15 protein-coding genes are annotated in these 13601 nt (G+C 74.1%); 7 read left to right on the top strand and 8 right to left on the bottom strand.

Annotation, left to right across the window (positions count from 1 at the left end; genetic code table 11):
• The first annotated feature begins 2 nt into the window (after positions 1-2).
• Positions 3-968 carry an AAA family ATPase gene (locus tag E1262_RS00650; protein ID WP_238992787.1) on the top strand — a complete coding sequence of 322 codons (966 nt, stop codon included), beginning with the start codon at positions 3-5 and terminating at the stop codon, positions 966-968.
• Positions 968-2263, top strand: a complete 1296-nt coding sequence (locus E1262_RS00645; RefSeq protein WP_132101104.1) for a DUF58 domain-containing protein — start codon at positions 968-970, stop codon at positions 2261-2263. The genes E1262_RS00650 and E1262_RS00645 overlap by 1 nt, the downstream gene beginning before the upstream one ends.
• 12 nt (positions 2264-2275) lie before the next feature.
• Here the strand turns inward: E1262_RS00645 and E1262_RS00640 are convergent, their stop codons facing one another.
• The gene (locus tag E1262_RS00640; protein WP_132101103.1) at positions 2276-3277 is read right to left on the bottom strand and encodes a stage II sporulation protein M; all 1002 of its coding nucleotides are present in this window, start codon (positions 3275-3277) and stop codon (positions 2276-2278) included.
• A 47-nt stretch (positions 3278-3324) separates the two neighbouring features.
• On the opposite strand from E1262_RS00640, the gene E1262_RS00635 reads away from it, so the two are divergent.
• Complete coding sequence (locus tag E1262_RS00635; RefSeq protein ID WP_132101102.1) at positions 3325-4269, top strand: RDD family protein; 945 nt, start codon at positions 3325-3327, stop codon at positions 4267-4269.
• The gene (locus E1262_RS00630; protein WP_132101101.1) at positions 4266-5141 is read left to right on the top strand and encodes a GNAT family N-acetyltransferase; all 876 of its coding nucleotides are present in this window, start codon (positions 4266-4268) and stop codon (positions 5139-5141) included. The genes E1262_RS00635 and E1262_RS00630 overlap by 4 nt, the downstream gene beginning before the upstream one ends.
• Before the next feature lie 4 nt (positions 5142-5145).
• Here E1262_RS00630 and ahcY read toward each other — a convergent pair whose 3' ends face one another.
• From ahcY to manA, 3 genes are all read right to left on the bottom strand, one after another.
• Complete coding sequence (ahcY, locus tag E1262_RS00625) at positions 5146-6594, bottom strand: adenosylhomocysteinase (RefSeq protein WP_132101100.1); 1449 nt, start codon at positions 6592-6594, stop codon at positions 5146-5148.
• A 139-nt stretch (positions 6595-6733) separates the two neighbouring features.
• Positions 6734-7684: a cation diffusion facilitator family transporter gene (locus E1262_RS00620; RefSeq protein ID WP_132101099.1), complete on the bottom strand. Its 951-nt coding sequence runs from the start codon at positions 7682-7684 to the stop codon at positions 6734-6736.
• Between the two features lie 42 nt (positions 7685-7726).
• Positions 7727-8893 carry a mannose-6-phosphate isomerase, class I gene (gene manA, locus E1262_RS00615; protein ID WP_203453399.1) on the bottom strand — a complete coding sequence of 389 codons (1167 nt, stop codon included), beginning with the start codon at positions 8891-8893 and terminating at the stop codon, positions 7727-7729.
• A 70-nt stretch (positions 8894-8963) separates the two neighbouring features.
• Between manA and E1262_RS00610 the strand changes: the two genes are divergently transcribed.
• Together E1262_RS00610 and E1262_RS00605 are read left to right on the top strand one after the other, a co-directional pair.
• Positions 8964-9248, top strand: a complete 285-nt coding sequence (locus tag E1262_RS00610) for an AbrB/MazE/SpoVT family DNA-binding domain-containing protein (protein ID WP_203453398.1) — start codon at positions 8964-8966, stop codon at positions 9246-9248.
• On the top strand, positions 9245-9622 hold the full coding sequence (locus E1262_RS00605; RefSeq protein WP_132101097.1) for a type II toxin-antitoxin system VapC family toxin: 378 nt from the start codon (positions 9245-9247) through the stop codon (positions 9620-9622). The genes E1262_RS00610 and E1262_RS00605 overlap by 4 nt, the downstream gene beginning before the upstream one ends.
• A 3-nt stretch (positions 9623-9625) precedes the next feature.
• Here E1262_RS00605 and E1262_RS00600 read toward each other — a convergent pair whose 3' ends face one another.
• The 4 genes from E1262_RS00600 to E1262_RS00585 form a co-directional block, all read right to left on the bottom strand.
• On the bottom strand, positions 9626-10642 hold the full coding sequence (locus E1262_RS00600; RefSeq protein WP_132101096.1) for an SIS domain-containing protein: 1017 nt from the start codon (positions 10640-10642) through the stop codon (positions 9626-9628).
• A 17-nt stretch (positions 10643-10659) separates the two neighbouring features.
• Positions 10660-10830, bottom strand: coding sequence for a Trm112 family protein (locus tag E1262_RS00595; RefSeq protein WP_119662103.1), 171 nt, complete (start codon positions 10828-10830; stop codon positions 10660-10662).
• Positions 10827-12212, bottom strand: coding sequence for a phosphomannomutase/phosphoglucomutase (locus E1262_RS00590; RefSeq protein WP_132101095.1), 1386 nt, complete (start codon positions 12210-12212; stop codon positions 10827-10829). The genes E1262_RS00595 and E1262_RS00590 overlap by 4 nt, the downstream gene beginning before the upstream one ends.
• A gap of 192 nt (positions 12213-12404) precedes the next feature.
• Positions 12405-12764: a DUF3499 domain-containing protein gene (locus E1262_RS00585; RefSeq protein ID WP_132101094.1), complete on the bottom strand. Its 360-nt coding sequence runs from the start codon at positions 12762-12764 to the stop codon at positions 12405-12407.
• Between the two features lie 126 nt (positions 12765-12890).
• Here E1262_RS00585 and E1262_RS00580 point away from each other — a divergent pair, with 126 nt between their 5' ends.
• Positions 12891-13352, top strand: a complete 462-nt coding sequence (locus tag E1262_RS00580; RefSeq protein ID WP_132101093.1) for a metallopeptidase family protein — start codon at positions 12891-12893, stop codon at positions 13350-13352.
• The last annotated feature ends 249 nt before the right edge of the window (positions 13353-13601 follow it).

Raw genomic sequence — 13601 nt, 5'->3', positions numbered from 1 at the left:
CCGTGCCCGCCGACGGCGGCGAGCACGCGCGGGCCGCGCTCACCGCCGTCCGCCAGGAGGTCGCGAAGGCCGTCGTCGGGCAGGACGCCGTGGTCACCGGCCTCGTCATCGGGTTGCTCTGCCGCGGCCACGTGCTCCTCGAGGGCGTGCCCGGCGTCGCGAAGACGCTGCTGGTCCGGGCGCTCGCGGCGACGCTGCGGGTCGAGACCAAGCGGGTCCAGTTCACCCCCGACCTCATGCCCGGCGACATCACCGGCTCGCTGGTGTACGACGCCCGGACGGCGGAGTTCTCCTTCGTCGAGGGCCCGGTCTTCACCAACCTGCTGCTCGCCGACGAGATCAACCGCACGCCGCCGAAGACCCAGGCCGCCCTACTGGAGGCGATGGAGGAGCGGCAGGTCTCCGTCGACGGCCAGCCGCGCGCCCTGCCCGACCCGTTCCTCGTCGCCGCCACCCAGAACCCGGTCGAGTACGAGGGCACCTACCCGCTGCCCGAGGCGCAGCTGGACCGCTTCCTGCTCAAGCTCACCGTGACGGTGTCCGAGCGCGACGACGAGATCGCGGTGCTGCGCCGGCACGCCGACGGCTTCGACCCGCGCGACCTCGCCGCGGCCGGCGTCCAGGCGGTCGCCGGCCCGGCCGAGCTCGCGGCCGCACGCGCCGCCGTCACCGGCGTCCGGGTCGAGCCCGACGTGCTCGGCTACATCGTCGACGTCTGCCGGGCCACCCGCACGTCGCCGTCGGTGCAGCTGGGCGTCTCGCCGCGCGGTGCGACAGCGCTGCTGAAGACGGCGCGTGCGTGGGCTTGGCTGTCCGGGCGCGGGTTCGTCACACCCGACGACGTCAAGGCGCTGGCCCGGCCGACGCTGCGGCACCGGCTGACGCTGCGGCCCGAGGCGGAGATGGAAGGCGTCACCGCCGACTCCGTGCTCGAGACGGTGCTGGCCACGGTCCCCGTCCCGCGCTGATGGTCCTGACGGGGCGGGCCGCGGCACTGGCGGCCATCGGCGCGGTCGTCGTGGCGGCAGCCGCGCCGTCGTGGGCCGGTGTGCTGACGGTGACGGGCTTCGTGCTGGCGCTGGCGCTGGCCGACGTCGTGCTGGCCGGCTCGCCGCGGGCGCTGCGGCTGTCGCGCGACGGCGACCGCACCGCCCGGCTCGGCACGTCGGCGACGGTGCGGCTGAGCGTCCGCAACGCCGGCCGGCGCCGGGTCCGCGGCGTGCTGCGCGACGCCTGGCCGCCGTCCGCCGGTGCCGTCGCCGACCGCGTCCACGTCGGCCTCCCCGCCGGCGAGCGGCGTCTGGTCGAGACGGTGCTGCAGCCCACCCGGCGCGGCGACCGGACCGCGGACCGGGTGACGGTGCGCAGCCTCGGGCCGCTCGGGCTGGCCGGGCGGCAAGGGTCGCACGCCGTCCCCTGGACCGTCCGGGTGCTGCCGCCGTTCCACGCCCGCCGGCACCTGCCGTCGCGGCTGGCCCGGCTGCGCGAGATCGACGGCCGCTCGGCGGTGCGGATCCGCGGCCAGGGCACGGAGTTCGACTCGCTGCGCGAGTACGTCCGCGGCGACGACGTCCGGTCCATCGACTGGCGGGCGACCGCCCGGCACGGCGGCGTCGTAGTGCGGACGTGGCGGCCCGAGCGCGACCGGCACGTGCTGATCGTCCTCGACACCGGCCGCACGTCCGCGGGCCGGGTCGGCGACGAGCCGCGGCTGGACGCCGCCATCGACACCGCCCTGCTGCTCGGCACGCTGGCCGCGCGCGCGGGCGACCGCGTCGATCTGCTCGCGTTCGACCGTCAGGTCCGCGCCGATGTCGGCCGGCTGGAGGCCACCGACGTGCTGCGCCGGATGGTCGGCGCGCTGGCGGTGCTGGAGCCGGAGCTGCTGGAGACCGACTACCGGCAGCTCACCGCCGAGATCCTGACCCGGGCCCGGCAGCACGCGCTGGTCGTCATCGTCACCGGGCTGGACTCCAGCGCCGTCGAGCTGGGGCTGCTGCCGGTCATCGGCCGGCTGACCCGGCGGCACACCGTCATGGTCGCGTCCGTGGCCGACCCGCGGCTGGCGGAGCTGGCGGCCGGCCGGGGCGACTCCGACGCCGTCTACGCCGCGGCCGCCGCCGAGCACGACCGCCTCGCCCGCGCCCAGCTGGCCGAGCTGCTCGCCCGCCGCGGCGCCCACGTCGTCGACCAGCCGCCCGCCGACCTCCCGCCCGCCGTCGCCGACGCCTACCTGGAGCTCAAGGCCGCCGGCCGCCTCTGACCCGACCCCGGGTCAGCCGGCGACGGGGAGGGTGTCGGCGCGGGCGGAGCGGTCGATGTCGCCGACCTCGCCGGCCAGCACCGCCCGCCGTCCGTACACCCAGACGTAGGCGAGGAACAGCACCTCCGCGAGCACGCCGATGGCGATGCGGCCCCACGTCGGCAGGCCGGACGGCGTCACGAAAGCCTCGATGACGCCGGAGACCAGCAGCACGCCGGCCAGCCCGAGCGCCATGCCGAGCGTCGCCCGGCCGGTCTCGGCCAGCGCCTCGCCGCGGCTGCGCGGACCAGGGTCGACGACCGTCCAGCCCAGCCGCAGGCCGGCGCCGGCCGCAACGAACACCGCGGTCAGCTCGAGCAGGCCGTGCGGGGTGATCAGGCCGAAGAACACGTCCAGCCGGCCGGCCGCGGCCATCAGCCCGGCCGACGCCGCGACGTTGACGGCGTTCGTCCAGAGCACGTAGACGACCGGGATGCCGAGGAAGACGCCGAGCGCAAGGCAGGCCGCCGCCACCCAGGCGTTGTTCACCCACACCCGCGCGGCGAACGAGCCGGCGGGGTTCTCCGAGTAGTAGTCCTCGAAGTCGTGCTCGACCAGCTGGCGGATCTCCTCGGGCGCGCCGATGGACGCCTGCACGCTCGGGTTGGCGGCCACCCACCAGGCGACGGCGACGGAGACGACGGCGAAAGCGAGGGCCGCGCCGATCCACCAACGCCGGTTGAGGTAGACCGCCGCCGGGAAGCCGACGGTGAGGAAGCGGACGACGTCGCGCCAGCCGGGGTCGTGGGCGCCGGCGATCGCCGTGCGCGCCCGGGCCACCAGCGCCGACAGCCGCCCGAGCAGGACGGGGTCGGGCGCGGCCGAGCGCAGCGTGGACAGGTGCGTGGACGCCGCCCGATACAGCGCGACCAGCTCGTCCGTCTCCGGACCGGTCAGCCTGCCGCGGCGGCGGACCAGCTGCTCGAGGCGGTCCCACTCGGCGCGGTGCGCGGCGACGAACGCGTCGAGGTCCACGTGGGCTCCCTTCCCGTCGTCGGCGCCCCGTGAGGCAGACTAACCACATGGCCGACCGCAGGGTCCCAGGCGGCGGCGAGTCCCACAAGGGAAAGGAAACCAGCCGGGTGAGCGACCTGGTGACCGGCGAGGCCGTCCCACTGGAGCTGCGGCTGGCCAAGCTGCCGTCGCGCGCGCTCGCCCTGCTGCTCGACGCGCTGATCCTCGCGGTCCTGGGTTTCGCGTTGCTGCTGCTGTTCAGCCAGGTGGCGCCGGGCGTCGACGAGGCGCTGGCGGCCGCGCTGGTCATCGGCGGGACGGTGTTCCTGCTGGTCGTCATCCCGACGACGGTCGAGACGCTGACGCGCGGCAAGTCGGTCGGCAAGGCGGCGGCCGGGTTGCGGGTGGTCCGCGACGACGGCGGCCCGATCCGGTTCCGGCACGCCCTCGTCCGCGCACTGGCCGGGGTGTTCGCCGACTTCGTGCTCACGCTCGGCGTCGGCGCGATGGTCTGCTCGCTGCTGAACTCGCGCGACAAGCGCATCGGCGACGTGCTGGCCGGCACCGTCGTCATCCGGGAGCGGATCCCGTCGACGGCCGCGCCGCCGCCCGTCCTCGACCCACGACTGGCCGGCTGGGCCGCGTCTCTGGAGCTGTCTCGGCTGCCGGACCGGCTCGCCATGGCCGCCCGGTCGCTGCTGGCCCGGGCACCGCAGCTGGCGCCGGAGGTGCGCACCCGGCTGGCCGTCGATCTCGCGAACGAGGTGGCCGCCGTGGTCAGCCCGCCGCCCCCGCCCGGCCTGCAGCCGTGGGACTACCTCGCGGCCGTGCTCGCCGAACGCCGCCGGCGCGACGCCCTCCGCTACGGCGGGCCGCCGCCGGTCCAGCCGCCGCCGGTCCAGCCGCCGTCGCCACAGCCGCCGCCCACCCAGCCGTCCGCGCAGCCGTCGCCGGCACCGTCCGAGCCCTCGGCCCCGTACCGCAACGACGGCGGCTTCGCCCCGCCGTCGTGACCGCCGGATACCGCCGGGTCGACGACGCGGGCCCGGCGCAGCCGGCCGCGATGCAGGAGCTGGCGGGGCGGTTGTGGAGCTGGTCACGTCGCTGGCACCCGGGCGAGCTGGCGTGGTTCTGGTGCGAGCACGGCCGCCCGGGCCCGGCCCACCGGCTCGCCCACTGGCGGCACGGCGACCGGGTGGTCGCGTGGGCGTGGGCGCGCGGGGGCCGGCTGGACCTGCAGCTCGACCCGGAGCATCTCGCGCTGACGGCGCGGATCGTGGCGTGGTCCGGCGACCGCTCGGTGACGGTGCTCGACGCCGAGACCGGGCTGATCGAAGAGCTGGGCCGGCATGGCTACCAGCGCCAGGACGATGGCGCGTTCTTCGTCCACCTGCGCCGCCCGCTGGCCGGCCTGCCGGACGCCGCACCGCTGCCGGACGGGTACACGCTGCGGCCGGTGTCCGGACCGGCCGACGCCGGGCTCCGGGCGGCCGTGCACCGGGCCGCGTTCTCGCTGCCGGGCCGTCCCGTCACGATGTCCGGCGCCGACTACCGCGGCGTCATGCGCACGCCGTCGTACCGGCCGGAGCTGGACTGGCTGGTCCTTGCCCCGGACGGCACGCCGGCGGCGTCCGCCCTGGCCTGGCTCGACGTCGCCAGCGGCGTCGCCGTGCTGGAGCCCGTCGGCACCGACCCTCGGCACCGTCGCCGGGGCCTGGCGGCGGCGGCGTCGCAGGCCGCGCTGCGGGCCGCCGCACGGCTGGGCGCGAAGCATGCCCGGGTGTGCGCCCGCGGCGACGACGACCGGCCGGCGGCGCGGGCGGCGTACGAGGCGATCGGCTTCCGGGCCTACGCCCGCAACGTCCGCCTCGTCCGCCGCGCGTGACGCGTCAGTACCGGTAGTGCTCGCTCTTGTACGGGCCCTCGACCGGGATGCCCAGGTAGGACGCCTGCCCCGGGGTCAGCTCGGTGAGCTTCACGCCGAGCGCGTCGAGGTGCAGCCGGGCCACCTTCTCGTCGAGGTGCTTGGGCAGCGTGTAGACGCCCAGCGGGTAGTCGGCGGCCTTCGTGAACAGCTCGATCTGCGCCAGCACCTGGTTGGTGAACGAGTTGGACATGACGAACGACGGGTGGCCGGTGGCGTTGCCCAGGTTCAGCAGCCGGCCCTCGGACAGCACGATGACGGTGTGACCGTCGGGGAACCGCCACTCGTGCACCTGCGGCTTGATCTCCGTGCGCACGATGCCCTCGACGGCGGCCAGCCCGGCCATGTCGATCTCGTTGTCGAAGTGGCCGATATTGCCGACGATGGCCTGGTGCTTGGCCCGGGCCAGGTGGTCGACGGTGATGACGTCGCGGTTGCCGGTGGCGGTGATGACGATGTCGGCCCGCTCGATGACGTCGTCGAGCGTCGTGACCTCGTAGCCGTCCATGGCGGCCTGCAGCGCGCAGATCGGGTCGATCTCGGTGACGACGACCCGGGCGCCCTGGCCGCGCAGCGACTCCGCGCAGCCCTTGCCGACGTCGCCGTAGCCGCAGACCACGGCCACCTTGCCGCCGATCAGGACGTCGGTGGCCCGGTTGATGCCGTCGATCAGCGAGTGCCGGCAGCCGTACTTGTTGTCGAACTTGCTCTTGGTGACGGAGTCGTTGACGTTGATGCCCGGGAACAGCAGGGCGCCGTCGCGCATCATCTCGTAGAGCCGGTGGACGCCGGTGGTGGTCTCTTCGGTGACGCCCTTGATCTCCTGAGCCAGTGCCGTCCAGCGGCTTTGGCTCTCGGCCAGTGAGCGCTTCAGCAGGCCCAGAACGACCCGCCACTCCTCCGGGTCGTCGTTGGCCGGCTCTGGGACGACGCCCGCCTTCTCGTACTCGACGCCCTTGTGCACCAGCAGCGTGGCGTCGCCGCCGTCGTCGAGGATCATGTTCGGGCCGCCGGAGCCAGAACCAGTGCCGGGCCACCGCAGAGCTTGCTCGGTGCACCACCAGTACTCCTCGAGCGTCTCGCCCTTCCAGGCGAACACCGGCACCCCGGCCGGCGCGTCGACAGTGCCGTTGGGCCCGACGGCGATCGCGGCGGCCGCGTGGTCCTGCGTCGAGAAGATGTTGCATGAGGCCCAGCGGACCTCCGCGCCAAGCGCGACCAGCGTCTCGATGAGCACGGCGGTCTGGACGGTCATGTGCAGCGAGCCGGTGATGCGGGCGCCGGTGAGCGGCTTGCTCTCGCCGTACTCGGCGCGCATGGCCATGAGGCCGGGCATCTCATGCTCGGCGAGGCGGATCTCGCGGCGGCCGAAGTCGGCCAGCGACAGGTCGGCGACCTTGAAGTCGAGGGACATGGAACGGTTCCTCTCACGGATGGCGGTCAGGGGTCGGACGTGGGCACGACGAGGCGGCACCGATCAGTCGTCCGACCCGGCGCGACCCGTCTGGGTCCGCGGCATCACCTGCGCCGGCATGGTCTCCTGCGAGTTTACGCTACGGTGCGGGCGTCGCGGCGCGGTCGATGTCGGGCTCGAGGAAGATGTGCGTCGCCTCCGGCAGCGCCGTCCGGATGCGTGCCTCGGCGGCGTTGATGGCGGCGGCGATCTGCTCGCCGGTCTGGTCGGTGCGGACGGCCAGCTTGGCCGCGACCAGCAGCTCCTCCGGACCGGTGTAGAGGGTGCGCAGGTGGATGACGCGGCCGATGTCGTCGCCGGCGGCGGCGGCGGAGAGGATCTTCTCGACGTTGTCCTCGGCCGCGCCCTCGCCGATGAGCAGGCTGGACATCTCGACGGCCAGGATCGCAGCGATCACGACCAGGAGCATGCCGATGGCCGCGGTGCCGGCGACGTCCCAGTAGGCGTTGTCGGTGAGCAGCGCCAGGCCGACGCCGATGAGCGCGAACACCAGGCCGAGCAGCGCGCCGATGTCCTCGAGCAGGATGACCGGCAGCTCCGGCGACTTGGCCCGGCGGACGAACTGCACCCACGACCGGCCCTGGCGCACGTGGTTGGACTCGATGATCGCGGTGCGCAGCGAGAACGACTCCATGATGATCGCGGCGACCAGCACGGCGATCGGCACCCACCACCACTGGCTCTCCAGCAGCTCGTTCGGGTGGCCGGCGTGCACCTCCTCGTACTTGTGGTACGCCTCGTACAGCGCGAACACGCCACCGAGGCTGAACAGCACGATCGACACGATGAACGCGAACACGTAGCGCACCCGGCCATAGCCGAACGGGTGCTCCGGCGTCGCCTTACGCCGCGCCCGCCGGCCGCCGACCAGCAGCAGCACCTGGTTGCCGGCGTCGGCGACGGAGTGCACCGCCTCGGCCAGCATCGACGAGGCCCCGGTCAGCGCGAACGCGATGAACTTGGTGATCGCGATGCCGGTGTTCGCCAGCAGGGCCGCAACGACCGCCTTGGTCCCACCTTCAGTGGCCATGGGTCAGGGTTTCCTTCGCTTCGGTACGTGCATGATCGAGGACTATCGTGCCTGGTCGAGCGCGGTGGTGAGGGTGAACGCCACGCCGTCGCCGGCGAGCGTCGCGTCCGGTTCGGCGGCGGGGACGAACGCGGCCCTGCCGCGCGCGAGCCTGACGCCGTCGACGGCCGCCGTCCCGTCGACGACGAGGACCAGCCGCGGCCCGGGCACCGGCACGGCGGCGTCGCCGGTGAGCCGCACCCGGCTGAGGCTGAGCTCGTCGATTCCGGGGACGGGGTACAGCTCCACGCCCGGGCCGGCCGGGACTGGGGTCACCGGCACGGCGCCGCCCGGCTGGTGGCGCAGGATTCGCAGCACCTCGGCGACGTCGACGTGCTTGGGCGTCAGCCCGGCGCGTAGCGTGTTGTCGGAGCTGGCCTGCGGCTCGACGGCGACGCCGGACAGGTAGGCGTGGGGGACGCCGGCCGGGACGAACACCGCCTCGCCGGGCGCCAGCACGTGGTGGCGCAGCAGCAGGGCCAGCAGCAGCCCGCGGTCGTGCGGATACACCTCGGCGAGCCGGTGCACCAGCCCGAACCGCGGGTCCGCACGCCGAGCCGACGCCTCCGCCGTCAGCGCCGTGACGATCTGCGCGGCCGTGCCGGCGTCGAGGGTGAGCCAGCGGCGGACCAGCCGCTCCAGTCCTTCACCGTCGCGCAGGACGGCGGCGGCGCCCACGAGGTCGGGGTGCTCGCTCTCTTCCAGCGACGCCGCGACCGCGGCCGGGTCGTCGAAGCCGACCAGCGCCTCGAACCGGGTGACGGCGACCGCCATCTCGGGCTTGTGGTTGCGGTCGTGGTACGAGCGGCGCGGGTCGTCGAGCGCGAGGCCGGCGGCGTCCTCGCCGGCGTACCCCTCGACGGCCTGCTCGATCGTCGGATGCACCTGGATCGACAGCGGCCGCTCGACGGCGAGCACCTTCAGCAGGAACGGCAGCCGCGGCCCGAACCGGCGCACGACGGCGTCGCCGAGCGTCCCGGCCGGGTCGGCCTCGATGACCTCGGCGAGGCTGCGCCCGTCGCCCGCCACCGTCGACGGCGATCCCGGATGCGCGCCGACCCACAGCTCCGCCTCCGGCTGCCCCGACGGTGCACGGCCGAGCAGTTCGGGGATGACGGTGGGCGAACCCCATGCATAGGAACGCACCGGGTTCTCGAGAAGCACGGCCACGAGCCGACAGCCTAATTGACCCCGCCTGACGCACAGCGACCGGTCACGCCGTGTCAGATATCCTGACGACATGACACATGCGACGATATCTGTCAACGAGCAGGGGCGTGTGCTCATCCCGGCACAGCTCCGGCAAGAGCTCGAGTTCCGTCCCGGCACTCCACTCGTGGCCTACGTCGAGGACGGCAGGCTCATCCTCGAAGAACGAGCTCATCTGGCGGCGCGGCTCCAACGCGAGGCGCTGGAGTCGCGTACGACGTCGGGCAGCGTGGTCGACGAGCTGATCGCCGACCGCCGCGCACAGGCAGCGGCGGAGCAGACGGACGAGGACCTCCCACCGGCAGCCGACCGGTGATCGTCCTCGACACGTCGGCACTTCTGGCGTACCTCTATGCCGAGACCGGCCACGAGTCCGTGCCACCGCTGCTCCACGAGGCCCATATGAGTGCGGTCAACTGGTCGGAGACCATGCAGAAGATCGCCTTCCACGGCGGAGATCCGGATCGGCAGGGTCCGTTGCTCATCGTTCTCGGCGTGACCGTCCAACCGTTGACCGAGGACGACGCCATACGAGCCGCCAAGCTGTACCCAGCGACCCGCTCAGCCGGACTCTCCCTCGGGGATCGCTGCTGCCTCGCCCTAGCAGGACGCCTCGGCGTGCCCGCGCTGACCGCCGATCGTGCGTGGTCCGGCCTGGACGCCGGCGCCGAGATCCGCCTGCTGCGCTGACCGTCAGGCCGGGCGGCCGAGGCCGAGCGCGAGGTAGGCGGCGGCGAACCGGCCGGTGGCCAGCAGCGCCGCGAACCGGCCGATGTCCGGGCCCTCGGTGGCCCGCACCTCCTGCACCCGCACCGATCCGCTCTCGGCGGCGGCGTCGAGGCGGGCGCGACCGGCGAGGGCGGCTGGGCTGTCGGCGCCGTCGTCGAGGATGACGAGGGCCGGGCGCAGCGCCGCCGAACCGCCGTCCTCGAAGGGGTCGGCGAACAGGTCGGGCTCCGGTGCGCCCTCGAGGATCGGCACGAGCTGGTCGGCCTCGCCGGACAGCACGGGCCGGCCGCTGGCCGAGCGCAGCGCCTCCGCGACCCGGCGGGCGGCGCGGGCGGCCAGCACCGACCCGCCCCAGACGACGGGGATGTCGTCGGCGATGGCGAGGGCCAGCTCCTTGGCCGGGTTGGCGTCGGCGGGGATGCTCGGGCCGCACCGCTTGGCGACGTCGTCGAGGGCGGCCGCGACCGGCTCGGCCTCGACCTGCGGGCCCAGACCCATGATGTGCAGCGCGTGCAGGACGGGGACGGCGAGCGCGGTCGGGTCGGCGCTGCCGGCCGGCAGGAACGTCGTCCCGCGGCCGGACGCCGCCTGCTGCAGCGGTGTGCCCTCGGGCGCCGCGACGAGCAGCGCGCAGCCGCGGCGGCGGGCCTCGGCGACGGCGGAGATCTCGTCGTCGCCGTGGCCGTCGCGGCAGACCACGACGACGAGGTCGAGCGGCCCGGCCCAGCCGGGCAGCCCGCTGTGCGGCCAGGCGACGAACGGGACCGGGCAGACCGATTCGAGCACGGCCCGGAACAGCCGGCCGTCGGGGCCGCCGGCGACGACCGCGCGCGGCCGGTCTCCCGGCGTGAGCGCGGCAAGGGCCTCGGCCGCCGCGCCGTCGGCACGGCGCACCTGGGCGCCCCAGCCGGCGATGTCGCGCAGGACCGGATCGATGACGCTCAACGCATTCGGGTCGTCGAGCGAGCCGTCGAAGAACACTGCTGGTGACTCTCTGGTTAGGAGCGGGTGCGGGCCTGGTCGGCCAGCAGCACGGGGATATCGTCGCGCACAGGGTAGGCCCGCGGGCAGCCGGTGCACAGCAGCTCGCCGGCGGCGTCGTCGGGCTCCAGTGCGCTGTGACACACCGGGCAGGCGATGACCTGCAGCAGCGTCGGATCGAGCCTCATGCGGCCCCCTCCCCCGTCCCGCGGACCACCCGCAGGACGTCGTCGCGCACCCGTTCCATGACGGCGCGGTCGGCGCCCTCGACGTTGAGCCGCAGCAGCGGCTCCGTGTTGGATGGGCGCAGGTTGAACCACCACATCGGCGTGCCGGTGAACTCGACGGTGAGGCCGTCGAGGCGGTCGGTGACGACGTCGGGCGCCTTGCCGAACGCCTCCTCGACCCGTGCGGTGACCGCTTCGGCGTCGTCGACGGTGCTGTTGATCTCGCCGGACGCGACGTACCGCTCGTACGGCGCCAGCAGGTGCGACAGCGGCCGGCCGGCGTCGTCGGCGCGGAGCGCGGCCAGCGTGTGCAGCGCGGCGAGCATGCCGGAGTCGGCCCGCCAGAAGTCGCGGAAGTAGAAGTGCCCGGAGTGCTCGCCGCCGAAGACGGCGCCGGTCTCGGCCATGGTCTGCTTGATCAGCGAGTGTCCGACGCGGGTGCGCACGGGGGTGCCGCCGTGCTCGGCGATGATCTCGGGCACCGCCTTCGAGGTGATGAGGTTGTGCACGACGCGCGCGCCCGGCGAGCGCTCCAGCTCGCGGACGGCGATCAGCGCGGTCAGTGCCGACGGCGACACCGGCTCGCCCCGCTCGTCGACGACGAAGCAGCGGTCGGCGTCGCCGTCGAAGGCGAGCCCGAGGTCGGCGCCGTGCTTGCGGACGGCCGCCTGCAGGTCGACGAGGTTGGCGGGGTCGATGGGGTTCGCCTCGTGGTTCGGAAACGTGCCGTCGAGCTCGAAGTACAACGGGACGACGGTCAGCCCGGGCAGGTCGAGGACCGTCGGCACCGTGTGCCCGGCCATGCCGTTGCCGGCGTCGACGACGACGGTGAGCGGCCGGCCGCCGTCGAGCGGGACGAGGCCGTGCAGGTGCGCCGCGTAGTCGTGCAAGGTGTCGCGGTGCTCGACCCGGCCGCGGGCCGCGACGGGCGAGTCGACGCCGTCGCCGATGAGCGCCTCGATCTCGGCGAGCCCGGTGGCGTAACCGACCGGCGCCGCCTCGGCGCGGCACAGCTTGATGCCGTTGTAGCGGGCCGGGTTGTGGCTGGCGGTGAACATCGCGCCGGGCAGGCCGAGCGCACCGCTGGCGTAGTACAGCTGGTCGGTGCTCGTCAGCCCGGCCATGACGACGTCGACGCCGGCCGCGGTGACGCCGTCGGCGAACGCCGCCGCCAGCCGCGGCGACGTCGGGCGCATGTCGTGCCCGACCACCAGCGCGCCGGTGCCGCCCGCCAGCACGTGCGCCGCGGCCCAGCCGATGGCCCGGGCGGTCTCGTCGTCGAGCTCGTCGGGCACCACGCCGCGGATGTCGTAGGCCTTGAGGATCGGGGCGAGGTCACGCACGGGGCGACCCTACCTTGCGGCGGCCGGCCAAGGGGCCACGCATAGGCGAGCTCCCGCTTCACCAGGCATGCATGCCTCGCAGAGCGGGAGTACGCCGGGTCGGTGGGGGCGGTTGTGCCGTCGTCGGTGCCCAGGCTCGGGCTTCATTGTCATCGCCCCGAAAGCGCCCTGAGGAACAGCCGGTGACGGCGCTCAGGCGTCGGGATCGGGCAGCGCGCGCAGGTGCCCGCGGCGGCGGCCGCCCTCGCCGGCGATCGGCGGCGCGGGGGCGGGCTCGGGCCGGCGACCGGCCTCGCGGACGGCGTCGGCGAGCGCGAGCAGGTCGTCGTTGCTGGGGCCGAGCGCGGCAGGGTCCGGCGCCAGCCGGATGACCTCCCAGCCGCGCGGCGCGACCAGCCGCTCGGAGTGCTCGGCGCAGAGGTCGTAACTGTGCGGCTCAGCATAGGTCGCGAGCGGGCCGAGCACGGCGGTGGAATCGGCGTAGACGTAGGTCAGCGTCGCCACAGCAGTCCGCGGACAGGCTGATCGAGAACAGCGACGCATCGGACTCACAGGGGAAGGCTAACGTCTGGGCGGTGTCGTCCGGGCACGGCACGCCAAACACGCGATTCCCCATTCCCTTGTGGGACTCGCCGCCGTCTGGGACCATGCGGTCGGCTTACGGGTACTGTGCTCAGAATGAGCCGCCGTGCGCCCGGTCCCGACACGCCGTCCGGGGTGACCCTGCCGCGGGTACGCCGTGACCGGCACGGGCGTGGCATGCGCGGGCCGCTGGCCCCGGCCGGCTCACCCCTGGCGGTGTCGCGGGCGCAGCGGTTCGACGACCTCGTCATCGCCGCCGTCGAGCGGCTCGACCGGCGCTGGCAGGACCAGCTGGCCAAGGTCGAGTTCGCCGTCGAGGACGTCCCCGCCCTGGACGACTGGGACCGCAGCTGGGTGCCGCTGGCCCGCGCCTATGCCGGCACCGGCGCTCTGCCGGCCCGGGTCGTCGTGTTCCGCCGCCCGGTCGAGACCCGCGCCACTGACCCCGCCAAGCTGCGCGCCCTGGTCGGCGACGTCGTCACCGAGCAGGTGGCCGAGCTGTTCGGCGTCGAGCCGGAAGAGATCGACCCCGCCTACGGCGGTCACGACCTCCCCTGACCCTCCGTTCCGTGATCACGGCCCCTCGCCGTGCTCACCCGCCGCCAGCGAAGATGAGGTCGGTCGCATCTGGTTCGCGCGAGTTCGCCGCGTTGGCCAGGGGTGGCGGTCGGCCAGGCGCCGGTTCGGGTGGACGTTGAGCGGTGCGGTGTCCACGTCGTGAGATTTGCCGGCGTTCTCGGGGCCATCATGAGGCTTCCCGACGCATCACCACGCCTGTAATCGTGTTGAGGCTCGGGTAATCCTGGT

Source organism: Jiangella aurantiaca (assembly GCF_004349105.1).
Taxonomy (GTDB): Bacteria; Actinomycetota; Actinomycetes; order Jiangellales; family Jiangellaceae; genus Jiangella; species Jiangella aurantiaca.
Note: the sequence above shows the minus strand (reverse complement) of the source record. Positions and strands in the feature narration are given on the sequence as shown.